Origin of the sequence: Rhizobium sp. CIAT894 (assembly GCF_000172795.2) — a bacterium.
Lineage (GTDB): Bacteria > Pseudomonadota > Alphaproteobacteria > Rhizobiales > Rhizobiaceae > Rhizobium.
Genome location: NZ_CP020947.1, coordinates 3,373,930 through 3,396,893, shown reverse-complemented (window position 1 = coordinate 3,396,893; position 22,964 = coordinate 3,373,930). Strand labels below are relative to the sequence as shown.

At 62.1% G+C, this 22,964-nt stretch carries 22 protein-coding genes; 8 read left to right on the top strand and 14 right to left on the bottom strand.

The window, feature by feature from the left end:
• The first annotated feature begins 58 nt into the window (after positions 1-58).
• The 3 genes from ureE (at position 59) to ureG (ending at position 2,033) form a co-directional block, all read left to right on the top strand.
• Positions 59-655 carry an urease accessory protein UreE gene (ureE, locus tag RHEC894_RS16880; protein ID WP_085738129.1) on the top strand — a complete coding sequence of 199 codons (597 nt, stop codon included), beginning with the start codon at positions 59-61 and terminating at the stop codon, positions 653-655.
• A 6-nt stretch (positions 656-661) separates the two neighbouring features.
• On the top strand, positions 662-1,333 hold the full coding sequence (locus RHEC894_RS16875) for an urease accessory protein UreF (RefSeq protein ID WP_085738128.1): 672 nt from the start codon (positions 662-664) through the stop codon (positions 1,331-1,333).
• A gap of 88 nt (positions 1,334-1,421) precedes the next feature.
• Positions 1,422-2,033, top strand: coding sequence for an urease accessory protein UreG (ureG, locus tag RHEC894_RS16870; protein WP_008534592.1), 612 nt, complete (start codon positions 1,422-1,424; stop codon positions 2,031-2,033).
• A gap of 99 nt (positions 2,034-2,132) precedes the next feature.
• On the opposite strand, the gene RHEC894_RS16865 is transcribed toward ureG, so the two are convergent.
• The 7 genes from RHEC894_RS16865 to RHEC894_RS16835 form a co-directional block, all read right to left on the bottom strand.
• Positions 2,133-5,453 (bottom strand): efflux RND transporter permease subunit, encoded by a 3,321-nt coding sequence (locus tag RHEC894_RS16865; protein ID WP_085738127.1) that lies wholly within the window; start codon positions 5,451-5,453, stop codon positions 2,133-2,135.
• A 12-nt stretch (positions 5,454-5,465) separates the two neighbouring features.
• The gene (locus RHEC894_RS16860) at positions 5,466-6,659 is read right to left on the bottom strand and encodes an efflux RND transporter periplasmic adaptor subunit (RefSeq protein ID WP_085738126.1); all 1,194 of its coding nucleotides are present in this window, start codon (positions 6,657-6,659) and stop codon (positions 5,466-5,468) included.
• A 387-nt stretch (positions 6,660-7,046) separates the two neighbouring features.
• Positions 7,047-8,018 carry an ABC transporter substrate-binding protein gene (locus RHEC894_RS16855; RefSeq protein ID WP_085738125.1) on the bottom strand — a complete coding sequence of 324 codons (972 nt, stop codon included), beginning with the start codon at positions 8,016-8,018 and terminating at the stop codon, positions 7,047-7,049.
• Positions 8,019-8,077: 59 nt separating this feature from the next.
• On the bottom strand, positions 8,078-9,205 hold the full coding sequence (locus RHEC894_RS16850; protein ID WP_085738124.1) for an ABC transporter permease: 1,128 nt from the start codon (positions 9,203-9,205) through the stop codon (positions 8,078-8,080).
• On the bottom strand, positions 9,202-10,131 hold the full coding sequence (locus RHEC894_RS16845) for an ABC transporter permease (RefSeq protein ID WP_085738123.1): 930 nt from the start codon (positions 10,129-10,131) through the stop codon (positions 9,202-9,204). Before RHEC894_RS16845 ends, RHEC894_RS16850 begins: the two co-directional genes overlap by 4 nt.
• Complete coding sequence (locus tag RHEC894_RS16840; protein ID WP_085738122.1) at positions 10,128-10,508, bottom strand: DUF559 domain-containing protein; 381 nt, start codon at positions 10,506-10,508, stop codon at positions 10,128-10,130. Before RHEC894_RS16840 ends, RHEC894_RS16845 begins: the two co-directional genes overlap by 4 nt.
• Positions 10,509-10,680: 172 nt before the next feature.
• On the bottom strand, positions 10,681-11,466 hold the full coding sequence (locus RHEC894_RS16835) for an ABC transporter ATP-binding protein (protein ID WP_004673032.1): 786 nt from the start codon (positions 11,464-11,466) through the stop codon (positions 10,681-10,683).
• A gap of 94 nt (positions 11,467-11,560) precedes the next feature.
• Here RHEC894_RS16835 and RHEC894_RS16830 point away from each other — a divergent pair, with 94 nt between their 5' ends.
• Positions 11,561-11,974, top strand: coding sequence for a cupin domain-containing protein (locus tag RHEC894_RS16830; RefSeq protein ID WP_085738121.1), 414 nt, complete (start codon positions 11,561-11,563; stop codon positions 11,972-11,974).
• Between the two features lie 57 nt (positions 11,975-12,031).
• Here the strand turns inward: RHEC894_RS16830 and hydA are convergent, their stop codons facing one another.
• From hydA to RHEC894_RS32490, 4 genes are all read right to left on the bottom strand, one after another.
• Positions 12,032-13,489 carry a dihydropyrimidinase gene (hydA, locus tag RHEC894_RS16825; protein ID WP_085738120.1) on the bottom strand — a complete coding sequence of 486 codons (1,458 nt, stop codon included), beginning with the start codon at positions 13,487-13,489 and terminating at the stop codon, positions 12,032-12,034.
• A gap of 4 nt (positions 13,490-13,493) precedes the next feature.
• On the bottom strand, positions 13,494-13,952 hold the full coding sequence (locus RHEC894_RS16820; protein ID WP_010068501.1) for a hypothetical protein: 459 nt from the start codon (positions 13,950-13,952) through the stop codon (positions 13,494-13,496).
• The gene (locus RHEC894_RS16815) at positions 13,949-15,205 is read right to left on the bottom strand and encodes a Zn-dependent hydrolase (RefSeq protein WP_085738119.1); all 1,257 of its coding nucleotides are present in this window, start codon (positions 15,203-15,205) and stop codon (positions 13,949-13,951) included. The genes RHEC894_RS16820 and RHEC894_RS16815 overlap by 4 nt, the downstream gene beginning before the upstream one ends.
• 77 nt (positions 15,206-15,282) lie before the next feature.
• Positions 15,283-15,489, bottom strand: a complete 207-nt coding sequence (locus tag RHEC894_RS32490) for a hypothetical protein (RefSeq protein WP_125460972.1) — start codon at positions 15,487-15,489, stop codon at positions 15,283-15,285.
• On the opposite strand from RHEC894_RS32490, the gene RHEC894_RS16810 reads away from it, so the two are divergent.
• Positions 15,479-16,156 (top strand): TetR family transcriptional regulator C-terminal domain-containing protein, encoded by a 678-nt coding sequence (locus tag RHEC894_RS16810; RefSeq protein WP_085738118.1) that lies wholly within the window; start codon positions 15,479-15,481, stop codon positions 16,154-16,156. The genes RHEC894_RS32490 and RHEC894_RS16810 overlap by 11 nt on opposite strands.
• A gap of 3 nt (positions 16,157-16,159) precedes the next feature.
• On the opposite strand, the gene RHEC894_RS16805 is transcribed toward RHEC894_RS16810, so the two are convergent.
• The 3 genes from RHEC894_RS16805 to RHEC894_RS16795 all read right to left on the bottom strand — a co-directional run bounded on the left by RHEC894_RS16805 (position 16,160) and on the right by RHEC894_RS16795 (position 19,826).
• The gene (locus RHEC894_RS16805) at positions 16,160-18,730 is read right to left on the bottom strand and encodes an HWE histidine kinase domain-containing protein (protein WP_085738117.1); all 2,571 of its coding nucleotides are present in this window, start codon (positions 18,728-18,730) and stop codon (positions 16,160-16,162) included.
• Positions 18,727-19,263, bottom strand: a complete 537-nt coding sequence (locus tag RHEC894_RS16800; protein ID WP_085739024.1) for a biliverdin-producing heme oxygenase — start codon at positions 19,261-19,263, stop codon at positions 18,727-18,729. The genes RHEC894_RS16805 and RHEC894_RS16800 overlap by 4 nt, the downstream gene beginning before the upstream one ends.
• Positions 19,264-19,418: 155 nt before the next feature.
• Positions 19,419-19,826 (bottom strand): rhodanese-like domain-containing protein, encoded by a 408-nt coding sequence (locus tag RHEC894_RS16795; RefSeq protein ID WP_085738116.1) that lies wholly within the window; start codon positions 19,824-19,826, stop codon positions 19,419-19,421.
• Between the two features lie 71 nt (positions 19,827-19,897).
• Between RHEC894_RS16795 and ftrA the strand changes: the two genes are divergently transcribed.
• From ftrA to prfH, 3 genes are all read left to right on the top strand, one after another.
• The gene (gene ftrA / locus RHEC894_RS16790) at positions 19,898-20,899 is read left to right on the top strand and encodes a transcriptional regulator FtrA (protein ID WP_085738115.1); all 1,002 of its coding nucleotides are present in this window, start codon (positions 19,898-19,900) and stop codon (positions 20,897-20,899) included.
• A gap of 234 nt (positions 20,900-21,133) precedes the next feature.
• Complete coding sequence (locus tag RHEC894_RS16785) at positions 21,134-22,324, top strand: RNA ligase RtcB family protein (protein ID WP_010069127.1); 1,191 nt, start codon at positions 21,134-21,136, stop codon at positions 22,322-22,324.
• A complete protein-coding gene (gene prfH, locus RHEC894_RS16780) occupies positions 22,311-22,925 on the top strand; it encodes a peptide chain release factor H (protein WP_085738113.1) in 615 nt (204 codons plus the stop codon). The genes RHEC894_RS16785 and prfH overlap by 14 nt, the downstream gene beginning before the upstream one ends.
• Positions 22,926-22,964 lie beyond the last annotated feature (39 nt).

Sequence of the window (22,964 nt, the reverse complement as noted above, 5' to 3'; positions counted from 1 at the left end):
TGGTGCTTGCGTCGGGAGAGGCTATTTTGCATGGTCGCCTCAGCAAAACGGACATATCATGCAGCGCGTTACCTCCTATCTTCCCGCCGGAACCCCGTCCTCCCATCCGACCGCCCAGGTCAAGCTGCCGCATGATCTGCGCCATCTGCGCCGCAAGCTGCTGCATCTGGAAAATGGCGAGATGGTCATGCTCGATCTCAAGGACCCGGTGCTTTTCGCCAACGGCGACCTGCTGGTGCGCGACGACGGCGAACTGATCGAGATCCTCGCCGCCGACGAGAAGCTCTTCGAAGTCCGCGGCCGCGACCGCACGCATCTGGTCGAGCTTGCCTGGCATCTCGGCAATCGCCATCTTGCAGCCCAGATCGAGGAAGACCGCATCGTCATCCTGCGGGATCATGTCATTCGCACCATGCTGCAGGGGCTCGGCGCCACCGTCCTCGACATCGACGAGCCCTTCCAGCCGGCACGCGGAGCCTATCATGCCCATGGCGGTCACTCGCACGATCACGGTCATGCGGCTCATGAGCACGGGCATGACCACAAACATGATCACGGCCACGACCATGTGCATGGACCGGGATGCAATCATGACCATGACCACGGGGGGGATCATGATCACGACCACGGGCATCATGGCCACAAGCACGACTGAGGCTCGATGACGGGGCACTCTGAACTGCAGGCATTGCTGCGTCTGACGGCATGGCTCTCGCCGGCCTTCCCGATCGGCAGTTTTGCCTATTCGGGCGGGCTGGAGCGGGCGGTGGCGGACGGGCTCGTCACCGATGCGGCCTCGCTTGCGGCTTGGATCGGCTCGCTGATCGGCCATGGCTCGGTCTGGAACGATGCCGTGCTTCTGGCTGAGAGCCACAGGCGCCAGGCGGAACCCGCGCGCCTTGCCGAAGTCGCCGCACTTGCCGAAGCCCTCGCCGGATCGCGCGAGCGCCATCAGGAAACGATGCTGCTCGGCGAGGCCTTTCTGGCGTCAGCGCGGGCCTGGCCGGACGAGGTTTTCGATAGGCTACCTGGCAAGGTTGCCTATCCCATTGCGGTCGGAGCGGTTGCGGGCGCGCATGGCATAAGGCCTGAGGAGGTGCTCGCGGTCTTCCTGCACGCCTATGTTTCGCAGGCGGTTTCATCGGGCATTCGCCTCGGCGTCGCCGGTCAGAAGGACGGCGTTGCCGTGCTTGCCGGCCTTGAAGAGCAAATTGCGGAGGCCGCCCGGCGGGCGGCAGGCTCGACGCTCGACGATCTCGGCTCGGCGACGGTACAGGCCGATATCGCCAGCCTCCGCCATGAAACGCAGGCGACGCGGCTTTTCCGCTCTTAGCGGATCAAATTATCCGTGTGACTGCGTCATTTGACGGTGGCGCGCGCCGTCAGCGCCGCTATCATCGGTTCGATTGGAGTAACCACACATGAAATCAAGAAATGGACCCTTGCGCGTCGGCATCGGTGGGCCGGTCGGCTCGGGCAAGACGGCGCTGACCGAAAAGCTCTGCAAGGCGATGCGCGACGACTATTCCGTCGCGGTCGTCACCAACGACATCTATACGACCGAGGATGCCGAGGCGCTGGTGCGCATGCAGGCATTGCCTTCCGACCGTATCGTCGGTGTGGAGACAGGCGGCTGCCCGCATACCGCCATTCGCGAAGACGCGACGATCAATCTTCAGGCGATCGCCGGTCTCAATGAGCGTATCCCCGATCTCGACGTCGTCTTCATCGAATCCGGCGGCGACAATCTGGCGGCGACCTTTTCGCCCGATCTGGCCGATATCACCATCTATGTCATCTCGGTCTGCCAAGGCGAGGAAATCCCGCGCAAGGGCGGGCCCGGCATCACCCGCTCCGACCTGCTCGTCATCAACAAGAAGGATCTGGCACCGCATGTCGGCGCCGATCTCGAGGTGATGGACCGGGATGCGACGCGCATGCGCGCAAGCCGTCCCTTCGTCTTTTCCGATATGAAGCGCGGCGACGGCGTCAGCTCGATCGTCAGTTTCCTGAGAGAGCAGGGCGGACTTTAACGGGCAGGCCCGCCGCATCAGGCTGCCGGCGGCGAGGATGGCCAAACAAAAACGGGCCGGGAGATCGCTCCCGGCCCGTTTTGTTTCCTGAGGCTTTACTCACTCCGCTGCAAAGGGCGGCAGGCGCAGCACATTGGTGTCGCTGGCGCTCTTGCGCTTGCTTTCCGGCTTTTCGATCGCGGTGAGGCGCTCGTCCAGCGAGTCGATATCGCTGCGGTTCTCGCGGGTAACGCGGGTGAGATCCTCGCGTGACAGCGGCAGCTCCTCCTCGTCCTTCCTGCCGACGAGGCGGCCGAACATCCAGCCGAGCAGGCGGGACAGATCGTCCATGATCAGGAAGAAGGATGGCACGACGACGAGCGAGAGCACCGTCGAGACGATGATGCCGCCGATCACCGCGATTGCCATCGGGGCGCGGAACGAGCCGCCTTCGCCGACACCGAGCGCCGATGGCAGCATGCCGGCGGACATGGCGATCGAAGTCATGATGATCGGCCGGGCGCGCTTGCGGCCGGCTTCAACCATGGCCTCGACACGGTCCATGCCTTGGTGGCGCATCTCGATCGCAAAATCGACGAGCAGGATGGCGTTCTTGGTGACGATACCCATCAGCATCAGGATGCCGATCATGACGGGCATGGACAGCGGATTGCTGGTGATGATCAAAGCCGCCGCGACGCCACCGATGGCGAGCGGCAGCGAGAACAGGATGGTGAAGGGCTGGATCACGTCCTTGAAAAGGAGGATCAGCACCGTCAGCACCAGCAGAAGACCCATCAACATGGCGTTGACGAAGCTCTGCTGCATCTCGGTCTGCACCTTGGTATCGCCGCTTTCCGCAAGGTGCACGGAGGCCGGGATGTTGGCCGCCTTGACGATCTCGCGGAAGCGGGCCGAGGCCGTGTCGAGCGCCACGCCCTGCGGCAGGTCGGAGCCGATCGAGACGACGCGGTTGCGGTTGTTGCGCTTGATCGAGCTTACGCCTTCCGAATAATCGATATTGGCGACGCTTGCGAGCGGAACGGTGCCGCCGCTGGCCGTCTGGATCTTCAATGCCCGGATGGCCGCGAGGTCGCGGCGCATGTCGAGCGCGGCCTGCACCCGGATCGGGATCTGGCGATCGTCGAGCGAGATCTTGGCAAGGGCCGCATCGACATCGCCGATGGTGGCAACGCGGATCGTCTCGGAAATCTGCTGCGGCGTGATGCCGAGGCGGGCGGCCTCGTCTTTACGCGGATAGACCTGCAGTTCCGGGCGCGGCAGGGCGCCGTCGGCGCTGACATTGGCGAGCAGCGGGTCGGCGCGAAGCTTGGATTCCAGGATGCCGACGGCGTCGTTCAGGTCCTTCTCGTTCTTGGAGAGGAAATTGAAGGAGAGGTCGCGTTCGCCGCGATCGTTGAGCTTGAGGATATGGACGTCGGGAATATCGCGCAGCTTGGCGAAGACTTCCTTTTCAATGGCCCATTGCGGACGTTCACGGCCGTGGACTTCCACCTTCGGTAACATCGGGCCGATGAGGGGGATGTGGCCAAGCACGTCGTTGACCACCTTCTTGACCAGCGACTGGTCGAGCTTGCCGAGCGCGAGCGTGATGGTCGCGCGGCGCAGTTCGAGTTCGCCCTTCGGCGATGCGCCGCCAAGAACGAAGACGCTTTCGACGCCGTTGATATCCTTGACCCTGTCATAGATCGCATCAGTCGTCTTCTCGGTGTCGTCAAGGCGTGCATTGGGCGGCAGTTCGACGGAGAGCACGATGCGCGAGGCATCTTCCGGCGGCAGGAAGCTGCCCGGGACCTTCATCAGCAGGAAAACCGAGCCAACCAGGAAGCCAATTGCCGCAAGCAAGGTCAGATATCGCGAATATTTGTGCCCGGTCGTGCCGCGTATCAGGCGGGTATAGCCCTTCATCAGCAAACTATCATTGTCGTGATGGTCTTCCATGCCGTCTTCGGCGCGCATGAGATAGGCGGCCATCATCGGGGTGATGAGACGGGCGACCATCAGCGAGAAGAAGACGGAGAAGGCGACGGTCAGGCCGAACTGGATGAAATATTGGCCGGGAATGCCCGGCATGAAGGAAACCGGCACGAAGACGGCGATGATCGTGAAGGTGGTTGCGATGACCGCGAGGCCGATTTCATCCGCCGCCTCGATCGCCGCGCGATAGGGCGTCTTGCCCATCTTGATGTGGCGGGCGATGTTCTCGATTTCGACGATGGCATCGTCGACGAGGATGCCGGTCGCCAGCGTCAAGGCAAGGAAGCTGACGAGGTTCAGCGAGAAGCCCATCATGTCCATGACCCAGAAAGTCGGGATCGCGGAGAGCGGCAGGGCGATGGCCGAAATCAGCGTCGCACGCCAGTTCCGGAGGAAGAGCAGGACGACGATGACGGCAAGCAGCGCCCCTTCGAGCAGCGTGTGGATGGCGGCTTCGTAGTTGCCGTAGGTGAAATACACCGAATCGTCGATCATCTCGATCTTCACATTCGGGTTTTCGCCCCTCACCTTGTCGAGGCTCTGCGCCACGGTTTCGGCGACGCTGACTTCGCTGGCGCCCTTCGAGCGGAAGACGCCGAAGGTGACAACAGGCGTATCGTTGAAGCGCGAGAAGGATTTCGGCTCCTCATAGGTGTCCTTGATGACGCCGAGGTCCGACAGCTTGACGAAACGGCCGTTCGGCAGCGCGATCGTCGTGTCGGCGAGTTCGGCGACATTACGGGCATCGCCGAGAACGCGGATCGCCTGTTCGCTTCCCGCCACCTGGCCGCGGCCGGAGCCGAGATCGACGTTGGTGCCGCGCAGCTGCTGGTTGACGCTTGCGGCGGTGATGCCATGAGCATCGAGCTTGGCAGGAGTGAGCTCGATGCGCACTTCGCGCTCCGCGCCGCCGTAGCGATCGACGCGACCGATGCCCGCCTGGCCCTGCAGCGCGCGCTTGATCGTATCGTCGACGAACCAGGAGAGTTCTTCCAGCGACATATCAGGCGAGGAAACGGCGAAGGTCTGGATCGCCTGGCCCTCGACATCGACCTTGGTGACAATTGGTGCTTCGGCCGTTGCCGGCAGATCGCTGCGAATGCGGTCGATCGCATCCTTGACGTCCTGCACGGCCTGTTCCGTCGGCACTTCCATCCGGAACATGACGTTGGTCTGCGAGCTGCCGTCGGTCACCGTCGACTGGATTTCGTCGATGCCGGTGATGGAGGCGATCGCATCTTCGATCTCCTTCGTTACCTGCATTTCGAGCTCGGCCGGCGAAGCGCCGCTCTGCGTCACGCTGATCGAGACGAGCGGCACGTCGATGTTCGGGAAGCGGGTGATCGGCAGCTTGTTGAAGGACTGAATGCCGATGAAGATCAGCAGGCAGAAGGCCAGCAGCGGCGCGATCGGATTTCGAATGGACCAGGCTGAAAAATTCATCGGATGGTCTCTTTAGTTGGAAGCGGAGGGCTGTTCACGCACCGGCGTGATGTGGTCGCCGTCACGGACATAGGCGCCCGCCTTGGCCACGACCTCGTCGCCGCTCTTCAATCCCTTGACGATCTCGACATAGGCGCCGTCCTGGATGCCGGTCTCGATCTTGGCAAATTTCACCACGCCATCCTCGACCTTGCGGGCCGAAGAGCCTTCATTGCCGGTCAGCACCGCGGTCAGGGGAAGCGATACGCCGTCCGTCTCGCGCACGATGATCTCGGCGCTGCCATACATGCCGGAACGCGCCTTGCTGTCATCGTCGATCGAGATATGCACCAGGCCGAGGCGGGTGCTGGCATCGACAGTCGGCGAAACCAGGCGCACGGCACCGGAAAGTTTCTCACGGCTGCCGGAAAGTGAAATCGTCGCCTTCTGGCCGGCCATGATCCTGACGATGTCGCTTTCCGCGACCTCGGCCACGAGCTCGATATCGCCGTCGCGGATGATGGTGAACAGCGGATCGCCGTTGCCGGCGGCAATGGCGCCGACCTTGGCGTTCTTTGCCGCGATCGTACCGGCAACCGGGGTCTTCACATCAGTGCGGGCAAGTTTCAGATCGGCATCGGCGATCTGGCTGTCGAAGACCTTGAGATCGGCTTCGGCGACCTCGATCGCCTGTTCGGCAGAGACGACGCGGGCATTGGCGGCGGCGGCTGTCGCATCGGCCTGTTCGACCTGGGCGGTGGAAACGGTACCCTTCTTGCCCATTTCCTGGGAGCGGGCCTGCTGCTGCCTTGCCTGTTCGGCATTGGCCTGGGCTTCGATGAGCTGGGCGCGCAGCTGGGCGAGGCTTGCCTCGCCCTTGGCCTTCGTCGCCATCATCTGGCTTTTCTCCAGGACCAGCGCATCATCGTTGAGCGTCGCCAGCGTGCTTTCCGCCTGAACCTTGTCGCCGATATCGGCTTTCAGCGTACGGATCGACAGGCCCTCCACCTGCGGCTGGATATAGACTTCCTCGACGGGTTTGACCGTTCCCGTACCGATGACACGGTCGACGAGGGTGCGATTGACAGCCGTGGTGACGACGATCGCCGGCAGGTTCTGCTGCGGTTTTACAACAGGCGCTTCCTGCGACAATGCGGTAGATGCAGCCAGCAGCAGCGCTGCAAAAAGGGTGGATGCGCCTAGAATTCCAATCGGCTTGCGTGCCATGCGTCTTCGTCCAATCTTGTAACAAGCTTAGCCGAACTCGCGCGTCTGTCCTTCAGCTCGCGACCAGGCCACTGCCTTTGCTGCATTCTCAAGGGTATCCACACATCATTTGCCGTCATCCCTCGTCGGCAAATCGGCTTCTAGTTGGTATCGATTTGCTCGATATGCAAGCCCGGCAGAAAACAATTCCCCATGAGCCGATAATAATTACCATCAGAACCTGAATCAATCACCGCAAGGTTATGCGAACATGACGATGATTGATCGCGCTTCTACCCCAATGACGTTTGACGCCGGATAAATGCGACAGTTGCAAGGCATTTTTTTCGACAAAAAGAAACGCGCGGAAAATCTCCCGCGCGTTTCGGTTTTGGCGTATCGCGGCGATTACTTGACCGCCGCGTCGGTAACGTCGTGCGTCCAGGCGCCCGAGGGCTCTTTGCTGATGATCTTCTGGTCAAGCAGCGCCTTTGCCGTGCGGGCATAAAGCGCCTCGTCGAGTTTGCCGGAGCCGTCGCCAACCAGTTTAGCGACTTCGCCCATCATGCGCTTCTGATGGTTCTCGTCCTGGCCGCCATTGTCCATGACGATCTCGGCAGCCTCATCCGGATTCTCGGTCGCATATTTCCAGCCCTTCATCGAGGCGCGGACAAACTTGACCATCTTCTCCTTGAAGGCCGGGTCCTTCAGCTTGTCTTCCATCGCATAGAGGCCGTCTTCGAGAAGATCGTTGCCCATTTGCGTATAGTTGAAGACCGTCAGTTCCTCCGGCTTGAAGCCGGCGTCGATCGCCTGCCAGTATTCATTATAGGTCATCACCGAGATGCAATCGGCCTGCTTCTGGACGAGCGGCTGTACGTCGAAGCTCTGCTTCAAGACTGTGACGCCGTTCGCACCGCCTTCTGTGGACAGGCCGAGCTTGTTCATCCAGGCGAAGAAGGGATACTCGTTGCCGAAGAACCAGACGCCGAGCGTATGGCCCTTGAAATCGGCTTCGGTCTTCACCGGGCCATCCTTACGGCAGATCATTTCCAGGCCGGACTTCTGGTAGGGCTGGGCGATGTTGACAAGCGGGACGCCCTTTTCGCGGGCAACAAGCGCGCCGCCCATCCAGTCGACGATGACATCGGCGCCGCCGCCGGCGATCACCTGCTCGGGGGCGATGTCGGGGCCGCCCGGCTTGATATCGACGTCGAGGCCTTCTTCCTTGTAGAAACCCTTGTCCTTGGCGACATAATAACCGCCGAACTGGCTCTGCGTGACCCATTTCAGCTGCAGCACGACCTTGTCGGCGGCCATCGCATGGGCTGCTGCAAGCGACATTGCGCTCGCCATCATTGCAACCATCAACTTTTTCATTTTCTTGTCCTTACCCTCTGAAGTTATGCCCGGACCCCATTTGCGAAGCCCGTGCGCGCCTAGCCACCACGGATAGACGGATGCCAGAACGTCACCGCCCGTTCGGCCAGGGCGATGATGCCATAAAAGATCGAGCCGGCCAGAGCCGCGACAGCGATTTCCGCCCAGACCATGTCGACATTCATGCGGCCGATCTCGGTGGAGATACGGAAGCCCATGCCGACGATCGGCGTTCCGAAGAATTCGGCAACGATGGCACCAATCAGCGCCAGCGTCGAGTTGATCTTCAGTGCGTTGAAAATGAAGGGCATGGCCGCCGGCAGCTTGAGCTTGAGCAGCGTCTGCCAATCGCTCGAGGCATAGGTGCGCATCAGGTCGCGTTCCATGCTGCCGGAGGCGGCAAGGCCGGCGACGGTGTTCACCAGCATGGGGAAGAAGGTCATGATGATGACGACGGCGGCCTTCGACGGCCAGTCGAAGCCGAACCACATGACCATGACCGGGGCGACGCCGATGATCGGCAGGGCCGATACCATATTGCCGATCGGCAACAGCCCGCGGCGCAGGAAAGCGATACGATCGGCCAGCACCGCGACGGCGAAGCCGGCGAGGCAGCCGACGATATAACCGATCAGCACCGCCTTGAAGATCGTCTGCCTGACGTCTGCACCGAGGATCGGCAGCGAGGCCATGATACGCTGACCGATGGCGCTCGGCGGCGGCAGGATGATGAAGGGAATGCCGCCGCCGCGCGTGACCGCCTCCCAGAGGATGAGGATCCAGGCGCCGAAGATCGCCGGGATCAGCAGTTGAAGTGTCGATTTGCCGAACGTGGTGAGGGGCTGCAGTTTCGACAGCTCGGTGACGCATCGCCAGGCCAGCAGCCAGCAGGAAAAGAGCAGCAGGAAGAAGGCTCGCGTCGCCGTTCCCTCATTGCCGGAAAGAGCCGACAGCAGCATCCAGGCGGCGCCATGTGCCCCGATGAACAGTACGGTGGCGCGGTAGGCCGGCGGCTGCGGCGCAAAAGACAGGAGAGCGGCCGCGGCGATGATGATGAAGACCAGGCTCGTCGTGCCGTCGCCTAAGGGGCGTGCGGCACCCTCGGCGAAAAGCGGAAGGCTCGTCAGCGCCGCGATACAGAGGAGAAGGGCGACGACAGCCTGCCACGAGAAGTTCAGATGTCTCATGCCGGCCTCCCGCCCATGGCGCGGTCGACGATCTTTGCTGCAATGCCGACGATCGCAACCAGGATGCCCGCCAGCAGCGATCCGGCGACGAGCGCTGCCCAGATATCGATGGTCTGGCTGTAATAGGAGCCGGCGAGCAGCTTGGAGCCGATGCCGGCAACGGCGCCTGTCGGCAGTTCGCCGACGATGGCGCCGACGAGACTGGCAGCGATCGCGACCTTCATCGAGGTGAAGAGGAAGGGGATCGAGGCCGGAACACGCAGCTTCCAGAAAGTCTGCGTCGGGCTGGCGTAATAGGTGCGCATCAGGTCGAGATGCATGATCTCGGGCGAACGCAACCCCTTCACCATGCCGACGGCGACAGGGAAAAAGGAGAGGTAGGTGGAGATCAGCGCCTTGGAGACGAGACGGGAGGCGTCGGAATCGAGATTCAGAAGATGGGCAATCGCGTTGTCGCCGGTCAGCACATTGTAGGAGATGATGACGATCATCGGCGCGATGGCGAGGATCGGTATGGTCTGGCTCGCCACCAGCCAGGGCATCAGCGAGCGGTCCATGGCGCGGTTGTGCACGATCAGCACCGCAAGAAGAATGCCGAGCAGCATGCCGAAGCCGAAGCCGAGCAGGGTGGAGGAGAGCGTCACCCAGCTGTGATAGACGAGGCTGCGATTGCTCGAAAGGCTGCGCAGGACGGTGTTCTCATAGACGTTCTGCGCCACCTGATGCGGCGCCGGCAGGATCGGCTTCGGCTGCGCCAGCGTCTTGCTGATGAATTCCATCGTGGTGGGGGTGATGCCGGCGCGACTGTCCATGTCGCGCTGGAACGGCGCGTTCATCAGCACGGCGGCGACATACCAGATGGCGACGAGGGCGAGCAGGATCGCGGTGACGGGGAGGATCTTGTCTTTGAAGGTGTCGGGTTTCACGCTGCGCGCTCCTTCAAAAACGGAGCGGCGTGCTTTTCGATAGTCAGAAACACGTAGTCGGGTCCATCAAGCACCTGAGCGTTGTCGAAGCGAAGCACGTTGAATCCTTCATTGCGCAGGAACGCGTCCCGGACAAGATCATGCCGACGGCCAGCAGTGGTCTCGTGGCTGTCGCCGTCGACTTCGACGATGAGCCGCGCCGACAGCCAGGCAAAATCAGCAATATAAGGACCGATCGGTGTCTCGCGCCTGAATCTGGCGCCATAGGGCCTGAGATCGCGAAGCATATCCCACATGGCAGCTTCGGCTTTCGTCAATTCACGGCGAAGGCGCTTTGCCGTGTCGCGGGTTTTGGGGGTGATGTTTGAATGTGGCATTTAAACCCCTCCCCAACCCCTCCCCACAAGGGGGAGGGGCTTTAACGCCGAACCCGCCGCGGGCCTTGATACTCTGTTGGGCCGGTTGTTGGAGAACTCGGCGAATGCCGCCGGTTTGCCCCTCCCCCTTGTGGGGAGGGGTTGGGGAGGGGTCTTTTCCAACAACTCGCGCCTAAACCTCATGGCTATGCCCCGTCCTCAGCCCCTCGCGAACGCGATGGGCGATCTCCAGAAACTCCGGGGTGTCGCGGATGTCGAGCGGGCGTTCGGCCGGCAGCGTCGAGTCGATCACGTCGGTGACGCGGCCCGGGCGCGGCGACATCACCACGATCTTGGTCGAGAGGTAGACCGCCTCGGGGATGGAGTGGGTGACGAAGCAGATCGTCTTGTTGGTGCGGGCCCAGAGTTTCAGCAGCTCCTCGTTCAGATGATCGCGGACGATCTCATCGAGCGCGCCAAAAGGTTCGTCCATCAGCAGCAGGTCGGCGTCGAAGGCGAGCGCGCGGGCGATCGAGGCCCGCTGCTGCATGCCGCCGGAAAGCTGCCAGGGGAATTTCTTCTCGAAGCCGGAGAGGCCGACCAGATCGAGCGCTTCGGCGATCCGCCGCGTGCGATCAGCGCCGCGATAACCCATAATCTCCAGCGGCAGGGCGATATTGTCTTCGATGACCCGCCAGGGCAGGAGCGCCGGGGCCTGAAACACATAGCCGTAGGCACGGGCCTTTCGGGCTTCCTCCGGCGTCATGCCGTTGATCGAGATTTCGCCCGAGGTGCTCTTTTCGAGATCGGCGATGACGCGCAGGAAGGTCGTCTTGCCGCAGCCCGAAGGGCCGATGAACGAGACGAAATCGCCCTTGCGGACATCGAGATTGACATCGCTCAGCGCATTCACCGGGCCGTCATTCGCCTGGTAGGTGAGACAGAGATCCTTGGCGGATACGACGGAGGGTGCTTGCATCAATGCGACCGTTCTTGTTTTCGCCGCGGGGAGGCGGTTTGCGTGTTACCATCGCCGCAGGCCCTGCCGGCGGCACATTTCATGGAGGAAGAGAATGGACGCAACATCACAACCCACCTGCCACATCGTTCGTCCCAACCACGCCTATGGCGGCAAGCAGGGGCTCAGCTATTTCGAGGGAATAGCGGCCGAGACGGTCGGCGCCAAGGGTATCTGCATGCACCTTTTGACGATCCCGCCCGGCGTGCGTGCCAGGGCGCATCTGCACGTCTCGCATGAGACGGCGATCTATATGCTCTCCGGCGAGGCCCACACCTGGTATGGCGACCGACTGGAGCATCATGTCGTCGTCCATGCCGGCGAACTGTTCTATATCCCGGCTGGCGTGCCGCATGTGCCGGCAAACCTCAGCAGCACGCCGTGCACAGCGGTCATCGCCCGCACCGACCCGAACGAGCAGGAAAGCGTCGTGCTTCTGCCGGAGCTGGATGCGCTGGTGCCGGCGTGAGGTCATCCGCATGGAGGCGTCGTTCCCCGGTTGATGGCGGTATCGTAACGCGCCATGTCACACGCCTGTTGCCGGGATGCCGCTGCGTTCCACCTTGCGCGGAGAGGTGATCTCCTTCCAGGTGGACAGAGCCTTGCTGACGGCAGTTACCGGTTCGCGCCGGACGAATTCGCCGTGGCCCTCGCGGGTCTTGACCGTGCTTTCCTCGATGGCAACGACGCCGCGCGTCAGCGTGTAGCGCGGCAGGCCGGTCACTTCCTTGCCTTCGAAGACGTTGTAGTCGATCGCCGACTGCTGGCTCTTGGACGAGATGGTTTTTGACCGCTTCGGATCCCAGACGACGATATCGGCATCGGCGCCGACGAGGATCGCGCCCTTCTTCGGATAGATGTTGAGGATCTTGGCGATGTTGGTCGAGGTGACGGCGACGAACTCGTTCATCGTCAGCCGGCCGGTATTGACGCCGCGGGTCCAGAGCATCGGCATGCGGTCTTCGAGGCCGCCGGTGCCGTTGGGGATCTTGGTGAAATCGCCGACGCCGAAACGCTTCTGCGCCGTGGTGAAGGCGCAATGGTCCGTGGCGACCACCTGCAGCGAGCCGGAGGCAAGGCCGGCCCAGAGTGAGTCCTGATGCTGTTTGTTGCGGAAGGGCGGCGACATCACGCGGCGGGCGGCATGATCCCAGTCGGGATTGGAATATTCGCTCTCGTCGAGCGTCAGGTGCTGGATCAGGGGTTCGCCGTAGACGCGCATGCCCTTGGCGCGGGCGCGGCGGATCGCTTCATGCGCCTGCTCGCAGGAAGTATGGACGATATAGACAGGGCAGCCGGCCATGTCGGCGATCATGATCGCACGGTTCGTGGCCTCGCCCTCGACCTCGGCGGGGCGGGAATAGGCATGCGCCTCGGGACCATTATTGCCCTCGGCCAGCAGCTTTGCCGACATCGAGGCGACGACATCGCCGTTTTCGGCGTGCACCAGCGGCAGGGCGCCGAGTTCGGCGCAGCGCTGGAAGGAGGCGAACATCTCGTCATCGTCCACCATCAGCGCGCCCTTGTAGGCCATGAAATGCTTGAAGGTGTTGATGCCCTTGTCGCGGACGATGGTCTCCATCTCCTTGAAGACCTGCTCGCTCCACCAGGTGACAGCCATGTGGAAGGAATAATCGCAATTGGCCCGCGTCGACTTGTTGTCCCACATGGTCAGCGCCTCAAGCAGCGACTGGCCGGGGGCAGGCAGGGCGAAATCGACGACCATGGTCGTGCCGCCGGAAAGCGCCGCGCGCGTGCCGCTCTCGAAATCGTCGGAGGAATAGGTGCCCATGAAGGGCATTTCGAGATGGGTGTGCGGGTCAATGCCGCCAGGCATGACATAGCAGCCCGAGGCGTCGAGCGTCTCGTCGCCCGAGAGGTTCGGGCCGATCTCGACGATCTTGCCGCCGTCGATCTTGACGTCAGCCTTGTAGGTGAGGTCGGCCGTGACGATGGTGCCGTTCTTGATGACAGTGGTACTCATAATCCTAGTCCTTCCTAAAGTCGAAATCTGGTTGACCATCAGGACGCTTAATGATGTGAAGGCCTCTCAGTGTTATACCTTTGACTTTCCACGTTTGTAACGTGCGACAATCCCGGTTTAGGCTTTCGATAATGAACAAGTTCAATTTCTGAACGGCATCCCTCGTGTTCCATACGTCGCTATTGTCCTGAAGAATAACTGTAACAGAGTCGCCTTCACGCGTGATTGTGGCTGGTGTCAATGATCTTGAGTCCGGCAACACCGGGTTGGCTATCATCAGCTCCAATGTTTGGTTGCGTGTACAAAAGTCAGCTGGCGTAATGTGAACTTCCTGATTTTCTTCCACATTACTAAGCTGTCTTACATCCGCATCATTGTTCGTTGCGCCAAAGACGTCAGGTGCACCCACTAATGCAGTCCAAGCGAAGACTGCACAAGCGAGATACGGCGGCCGAAGGTTCATTCGGTGACAATCTCCGCCGTCTCGACCACCGCATGGAACAACACGTCGGCGCCCGCCGTCGCCCATTCCTTGGAAATCTCCTCCGCCTCGTTGTGCGAAAGTCCACCCACGCACGGGCACATGACCATGGTGGCAGGCGCGACCTTGGCGGCCCAGCAGGCGTCGTGGCCGGCGCCGGAGATGAGGTTCATGTGGGAGTAGCCGAGGCGTTCGGCGGCGGAGCGGACCGAGGTGACCAGCTTTTCGTCGAAGGTAACCGGCGCGAAATGGCCGATCGCCTCGATGGAACAGCCGACGCCCAGCGCGTCGCAGATGCCAGGGGCCTCGGCCTCGATCTTCGCCCGCATGCGGTCGAGCTTGGCCTTGTCGGGCGAGCGGATGTCGACGGTGAAGACGACCTTGCCCGGCAGCACGTTGCGGGAGTTCGGCGAGAAGAAGACCTGGCCGACGCCACCGACGGCGCCCGGCTGCTCGCCCATCGCGACACCTTGAACCATCTCCAGGATGCGCGCCATGGCAAGGCCGGCATTGACGCGCATGTTCATCGGCGTCGAGCCGGTATGGGCCTCCTTGCCGGTGAGCGTGAATTCCAGCCACCACAGGCCCTGACAGTGGGTGACGACGCCGATCTGCTTGTCTTCGGCTTCGAGGATCGGGCCCTGTTCGATGTGGTATTCGAAATAGGCATGCATCTTGCGGGCGCCGACCTCTTCGTCGCCGACCCAGCCGATGCGCTTCAGTTCGTCGCCGAAGAGATTGCCTTCGGGGTCCCTGCGGTTATAGGCGAAGTCCAGGCTGTGCACGCCGGCGAAGACGCCCGAGGCCAGCATGGCTGGGGCAAAACGCGCGCCTTCCTCGTTCGTCCAGTTGGTGACGACAATCGGATGCTTTGTCCTGATGCCGAGGTCGTTCATCGTGCGCACGACTTCGAGCGCCGAAAGCACACCGAGAACACCATCATATTTGCCGCCGGTCGGCTGGGTGTCGAGGTGTGAGCCGACATAGACCGGCAGGGCATCGGGATCGGTGCCGGGGCGGGTGGCGAACATCGTGCCCATTTGGTCGATGCCCATCGTCAAGCCGGCTTCGTCGCACCATGTCTTGAAAAGACTGCGGCCTTCGGCGTCCGAATCCGTCAGCGTCTGGCGATTGTTGCCGCCGGCAATGCCGGGGCCGATCTTGGCCATGTCCCTGAGACTGTCCCAGAGACGGTCGCCATTGACGCGCATGTTCTCGCCTGGTGCTGCCACCATTTTTTATGCCCTCACCTGTTTGCGGCAGTCATGCAAGGGGCATGCCCGCCTGTTCCCGTGGTCCATTCCCGCGCCTCTTATTGGTTTTGTCGAGCGCCGGAAAATCGCCAGTTGCCTTTGTTTTTCATCTGACGGATATTTGACCGATTGGTAAACATTACAACTTCCACCGCCGGGCTCAAGACGAAAATCACGAAAATTGCCGATAAAAATGCGGGCAGTTGCTCAAGAAAACGGCAGGGGTCTTTCTCCGCTAAAGCTTGAGCGAAGAAGTTGAATTTCAAGGGGAAACGACAGCCTGTGACCATACCGAGAGCAGCGAAAACCTTAAGGCGGACGCGAATCCAGGAGGAGAAGGAAGAGCAGATCCTGGAGGCGGCGCTCGACGTGTTTTCAGCAAGCGGCTTCCGCGGCTCGACCATCGACCAGATCGCCGAGGTCGCCGGCATGTCGAAACCCAATCTGCTTTATTATTTCCGCACGAAGGAAGCCATGCACCGGGCGCTGATCGACCGGGTGCTCTACACCTGGCTGGAGCCGCTGCGCGCCTTCGATGCCGAGGGCAATCCGGAGGAGGAAATCCGCAGCTACATCAGACGCAAGCTGGAGATGGCGCGCGATTTTCCGCGTGAGAGCCGGCTCTTCGCCAATGAGGTGCTGCAGGGGGCGCCGCATATCGAGGACGAGCTGAAGGGGCCGCTGAAGGAACTGGTCGACGAGAAGGCGGAGGTCATCCGCGCCTGGGCGAAATCGGGCAAGATCGTCAAGTGCGACCCCTACCACTTGATCTTTTCCATCTGGTCGACGACGCAGCATTACGCGGATTTCGACGTTCAGGTGCGGGCTGTGCTCGGGCAGGAGCATGCTGGCGAAGGGCGCTTCGAGGATGCGGCCCGGTTTCTGGAACAGCTCTTCATTGGCGGGCTGCGGCCGGATCGATCCGAGACCTGAGGTCTATTGCCTTTCAGGGAGCGGCATGCGGCCCAGTATGTCCGTCACGCCCTCCATGGTATAGGGCTTCTGCAACACCGGTGCGCCAGAATGGCTGTTCGCCTGGGCGATGCCTTCCCCATAACCCGTGGCAAAAACGAAGGGCACGCCTTCGGCTGCCAGCCGGTCGGCAATGCCGAAGCTGGTCTCGTCGCCGAGATTGACATCGAGCAGCGCCAGATCGAACGACCGATCGGCCAGGATTTCCATCGCCTCGGCGACACTTGGCGCCGTTGCTACTTCGGCGCCCAGCCGGCGGAGAATCTCTTCGCCGTCCATGGCGATGATCAGGTTGTTTTCGACCAGCAGCACATTCAGGCCGAGCAGCGGCTGATGATTGTCGGGAGCCGTGTTGCGCTCAGCCGCTCCGACCGGAATTGGATCTGACCGTTCGCTCGTCGAGCCGACGACATAGCGAGCCGGAATGTTGAAATCGGCCTCTAGCCCGTCCCTGACGTAGCGGACCTCCGCCTTGCCGCCGAGATCATAGGGGATGGAGCGGCGGATGATTGTCGAACCGAAGCCCTGGCGTGTGGGCTCGACGACGGGCGGACCATTCTTTTCGCGCCAGCCGATGGACAGATTGCCCTCATCGTCGCGATGCCAGCCGAGTTCGACGGTGCCGCTGCCCGTACCGGAAAGGCTGCCATATTTGGCGCTGTTGGTCATCAACTCATGGAACACAAGGGCGGCGGTGGAAAAGGCTTGCGGCTCCAGCAGCACGTCGTCGCCATGCATCCGGATGCGCTGCGCATTTTTGCCGAGATAGGCGGCGGTCTCGGCCAGCAGCAATTGCCGCAGCGAAGCAGGCGCCCAATGATCCCTCGTGATCTGGTCATGGGCGCGGGCGAGCGACTGGACGCGGCCTTCGATCTGGCGAATGTAGTCGCCAACGCTGACCGCGGTTGCCTGCGATTGGCGGATGATCCCGGTGATGAGGCTCAATATGTTGCGCACACGGTGGTTCAGCTCGGCGATCAGCAGTTCCTGACGCTCGTTTGCCGTCTGGCGCGCCATGCTGGCCTCGTCGGTGAGGCGCAACACCACCTCGATCAGCGTGACCCGGATCGTTTCAGCGACGCGGCGCTCGGCCTCGGTGAAGGGCAGCGAGCGACCGCGTACCAGTTCCGACCAGGCCTCGAAACTCTTGCGCGGCGTCAGCCGCGGGCCGTTGGGTCCATAATCCACCGGCTTTTGCGGGTCGCCGGCCCAGCGGACGGTGCGCACCTGCTCCTGGCGGAAAAGCACGACATAATCGCGCGGCGAACGTGAGATCGGGATGGCGAGCATGCCTGCGACGGCATCGTCGACGGCAAGATCCGGATATGTTTCCGTGAGCTTGTCGACGGCATAGATGCGGCCGGCGGCGTTGCGGTTGAGATGGCGGACGAGAGCTGCGAAAGCTCTCTCATCCGGCGCGATGCCAGCAAGAGCCAGCCGGCCGTTGATCCAGACGCCGATGCCGTCGGCAGGGATGGCGTCGGCGAGTGCTTCGATCAGCCAGGCCGGATCGTCGAGCAGGCTGGCATTGTCCACCACGGAGGTGAGAAGCCGGTCGGCGATGCGGCGGGCCTTGGTCTCGTAGTCGAGAGCCAGCCGCCGTTCGCGGCTTTCGAGGCGCGAGGCAAACATCTGGCCGAAAAGTTCGGCGGTGGAGCGGTTTTGGGCCGAAGGCAGGCGCGGGCCGTAGTGATGACAGGCAAACAGACCCCAGAGCTTGCCGTCGACGACGATCGATATGGAGAGCGATGCGCCGACGCCCATGTTTTTCAGATATTCGATATGGATCGGCGAGACCGAACGCAAAACCGATATGGAAAGATCGAGCGGCCGACCGTTCTCGTCGAGTTCAGGCAAGATCGGCACGGGCATGGCGTCGATATCGGCAATGATACGAAACAGGTTGCGCAGATAAAGCGCCCGGGCCTGTACCGGAATGTCGGAGGCGGGATAATGAAGCCCCAGGAACGAGCCGATGCCGGCGCGGGCGGCTTCCGCCACCACTTCGCCGGAACCGCTGTCGTCGAAGCGATAGACCATGACCCGATCGAAGCCGGTCAGGGCGCGCGCCTGCCTTGCGCCCTCGCGGAAGAAAGCCTCCATCGTTTCCGTATGGTCGAGGCGGGACATCATGCTGCGCATGGAGAGGGAAGGGGCGTCGCGCCTGTCTTCCTGCCCACGCTCGCCTTCGATGATGACCTGACCTTCGTTCAGATGCACGGCAACGTCGAACCTGCCCTCACCTGATGTCAGTGCAATGCCGAAAATGCGTTCGACGACGTCGGAACCGCGCAGCGTGGTCAGCTTGTTACGGATTGCGTGGAGCGCCTCGGGCGTGATCAGTGAGCCAACGGCGCGGCCGAGGGCGTCCGCCGGCGCAATGCCGAGGAACTCCCCCAGATTTGCCGAGGCGCGGGTGACGATCCAGTCCGAGGATATCGCCAGAAGAAAGCCGAAAGGCTGAATTGCGCCGAGTTGGTGGATCGGTTCGCGGTCGCAATTGGTGAGATCGACGGGTTCAAACGTGCCGCTCATGGGATGGCTTCCAATTCGAGCTGCCCGGCTTCGAGGAAAAGATCGAAGACGCTGCGAGCCGCGGAAACGGCGGCGTCGGGATCGTCACCATCGTCGGCATCGAGACGGTCCATGAAGATCCGCATGGCGCCCTTTGGAGCCTGCGGTGTGAGATAGCTGCTGGGCAGGTGGCCGGGGACGGACTTGGCGAGCAGGGCGCCGCCGAGTTTGGAGCCTTCAAGGACATAGAGGGCGCCCCAGAGCGCCGGCTGGGATTGCAATGCCGGTGGCGCTAGGCACGGGGGCAATGGATCCCCTAGTTCCCTAAGGTCGGCAAGCAGCAGGTGGGCGCGCCTTCGCCCCCACCAGTCGGGCAGCAGGCGGGCGATGCCTGCTTCTTCGAGTGCATCTTCTGCCGCCGGCACGACCCGGGCATGGGCGCGCAGAAATGTCTTATACTGCTCTCTATTGGAAAGGTCGAAAGTGCCGAAAAGCTTGTCGACCTCGGCGTGGCAATCTGCTGTTTGTGCGCGAAGCACGCTGCGAAGGGACATGCGAACCGTGTTCAAGAAATATGGCACAGGATGCCGTTCATCTGAGGATGAACTAGCGATATATTGCAGCATCCCGGTATTTCCAGGGAAACCCATAGAAAAACATGGGCTTCCCTCAATTTATATCTCGCCGCGCGGTGAATGGGCTTCGCCTCCTATTCGGCCATAGCCGCCTCTTCGAAGGCCAAGCCCTCGTCGGCCCAGCCGGTCATGCCGCCGATCATCAGCTTGGCCGTGAGGCCGAGTTTGGCCAGGCGGAAGGCGGCCTTGTCGGCGCCGTTGCAGTGGGGACCGGCGCAATAGACGACGAAGAGGGTGTCCTTTGCCCATTCCGACATGCGGTGCGCGGTCATCTTGCCGTGCGGCAGGTTGATCGCTCCCGGCAGGTGGGACTGCGCAAACAGTGCCGGCGAGCGCACGTCGAGGAGGATGAAATCGACCTTGGCGCCGGCAAAGGCGGCCTGGACATCCGAGCAATCGGTTTCGAAGGCGAGCTTGGCGGCATAGTGGGCGGCGGCGAGATCAGGCTCGGCGGCAGGGATTTCGGCGACGGGGCTTGGCATCGGTCTTTCCTTTCCATGTTGGAGTTGCCGCCTGGTATCGCCGATGCTAGAGCTTTGCGAAATTGGCCATCATGACCGACAGCGTAAAGATCATGCCAAACTTATCACCACAGCAGACGACAGGACCGTTGGTCACAGCCCTTGCCTATGACGGGCTCTGCACCTTCGAATTCGGCATCGCCTACGAGGTCTTCGGCCTGCCGCGCCCGGAGATGGGCGAAGGCTGGTATCGCTTCTCGGTCTGCGGCATCGAGCCAGGACCGCTTCACGCCGCCGGCGGGTTGACGGTCGCGGTCGACAAGGGACTGGAGATCCTTGAAGAGGCGGATCTGATCGTCGTGCCGGGCTGGCGGGCGATCGATGCGCCGGTGCCCGAGCCGCTCGCCGAGGCGCTCCGGGCAGCGCATCAGCGCGGCGCGCGCATCATGTCGCTCTGCTCCGGCGTTGCGGTTCTGGCCGGATCCGGGCTGCTTGCCAATCGCAAGGCGACGACACATTGGCGCTATGTCGCCTCGATCGCCGCTCGTTATCCCGATATCGCGCTCGATGCCGGCGTTCTCTACATCGATGAGGGCAGCCTGTTGACGGCGGCCGGCAGTGCCGCCGGCATCGATCTCTGCCTGCATGTGGTGCGCGGCGATTTCGGCTCGGAGGCCGCAAACAGCGTCGCCCGCCGCCTCGTCGTGCCGCCGCACCGCGAAGGAGGGCAGGCGCAGTTCATCAGCGCCCCGGTTCCGGAAGAGCGTGAGGGCATCCGTCTCGGCCCATTGATCGAATGGATGCGCGAAAGCCTTTCGCAAGAGCAGCCGATCAGGCTGCTTGCGAAAAGAGCGGGCATGAGCATGCGCACTTTCCAGCGCCGCTTCGAAGCGACGACGGGTCTCAGCGTCGGCGAATGGCTGCTGAAGGAGCGGCTGCGCCATGCCCGCGACCTGCTCGAAAAGCAACTTGCCGTCTCGCTCGACGACATCGCGGTATCAAGTGGCTTCGGCACTCTGGCGACAATGCGCCACCATTTCCGCAGGCGGCTGGGAACGAGCCCGCATGCCTATCGGAAGTCGTTCGGCGGCTGAGGCATCTTACGCTTGCATTTACGCCTTACTTCGCCTAAACGGGCGCTCTCTATTGTTCTGGATAAAGGGAGCGCCACGATGACGACTATCTCCGCACGCCCCGAGAGGGTTTCGGCTTAACTCAGCCAATGGCTGATGCATGCCGGTTGAACATCGCCGTTTCCGGTGATGAAAGACCACTCATATCCAGAGTTCATTATCATGGGCAATTCTATCGGGAGCGGAAGCTCCCCGATGACGTCGGCGTCGGATCCGGCGGTCATCAATCGTTTCTTTTCCGGTTCTGCCTGGATCGAAGGTGCTGCCTTGGACCAGCTCGACGAGATGTCCCGACTGCCGGGTGTTTTGGAGATCGCCGCCTTTCCGGATCTGCATCCCGGCAAATATGGTGCGACCGGTGTCGCCCTGCTGTCATCTAGGCTGCACCCGCTGCTGATCGGCAACGACATCGGCTGCGGCATGTCGCTCTTCGGTCTCGATCTGCCGCTGCGCAAGCTGAAGATCGACAAGGCGGCGGAGCGGCTTCGCCGGCTTGAAACGCAGGCAATCGGAGAGGCGCGCGAATGGCTGGCCGAAATGGGTCTGTCTGTCGATCTTGCACCCGATGCCTTGGGCACGATCGGCGGCGGCAACCATTTCTGCGAACTGCAGGCGGTGGAAGATGTTGCCGAGGGCGGGCACGCTGCCGGTCTTGACGATCAGGGTCTTTACCTGCTCGTTCATTCCGGCTCACGCTCCCTTGGCGCTACGGTCTTCTCGCAGACCTTGGCCGCTCATCCGGGACTTGTCGCCGGCCTCGATCCCGGTTCGGAGGCAGGCGCTGCCTGGCTTGCGAGCCATGATCGCTGCGTTGCCTGGGCATCGCTGAACCGGCGACTGATCGCAGCTCGGGCTGCTGCAGCACTTCGTGCTGATCTGCGCGTGATCGCCGATATACCGCATAATCTCGTTCGTCGCTCGGATCACGGGTTTGTGCATTATAAGGGCGCTGCGGCCGTCGCACCCGGCGAACTTGCGCCGATTGCCGGATCTCGCGCCAGCCTCAGCCATGTGGTTGTCGCGAGCGCCGACGTCGGTCGTTCGCTCGGTGGCATCTCTCATGGGGCCGGTCGCAAATATGATCGCGCCACCATGCATGGACGGGTCGGCCGCAACCGGTCCGAACGCGAACTGCTGCTGCGTAATTCCTGGGGCGGTATCGCCATCTGCGATGATCGCGCTCTCGTCATCGAAGAAGCGGCGTCGGCCTATAAGGATGCCGGGCAGGTGGTGAGCGATCTTGAAAAGGCGCGACTGGTCCGCGGGCTTGCCAGCTTGCGGCCGCTCGTCACCTTCAAGAAGGCGGTTGACGAGGCGGAGGTGGAGCAGCGTCGTCGAAAGCCTGAATATCGCCGGGAAGGAGGGCGCGGCCATGAGCGCTATTGATCTTCTCGTGACGTCGGGCAACGGCCCAGTGGAGTGCCGAATGGCGCTCTCCGCACTTCTCGACATTATCGAGCGCGAGGCGGTCGGGCTTGGCTGCAGCTTCGAGAAGAGCCTCGGTCCGATGCCGGATCGGCACGGTGCGAAGTCGGCGGTCGTCAGCCTCGATGGTCTCGAGGCGGAGGGGATTGCCAGCAGCTATTGCGGCACGATCAGGTTCACCTTCAAGAGCCCGGCGCGTCCCGGTCACAAGCGGCAGAACTGGTACGTTGCGGTTCAACGCATCGATGCCGGGACTGAGGGCGGCAAGGTGACGATTGATCCCGCCGACCTGCGTTTCGAGACCTTGCGGGCTGGCGGGCCGGGCGGGCAGCACCAGAACACGACCGACAGCGCGGTGCGCATCCTGCATCGGCCGACCGGTCTCATGGTGAGGGCGCGCGACGAACGCTCGCAGCACCGCAACAAAGCTCTGGCGCTTCGGCGTCTTGAAGCGATGCTGCGCCATATCGAGGTGGAAAAGCAGGAGGCGGCCAAATCCGGACGGTTCGTTGCCAACCGGACCATCGAGCGAGGCAACGAGGTCAAGTCTTTCAAGCTGTGACTGTTGGTGCCACCGCAATAAACGGCGCCCTTCGACAAG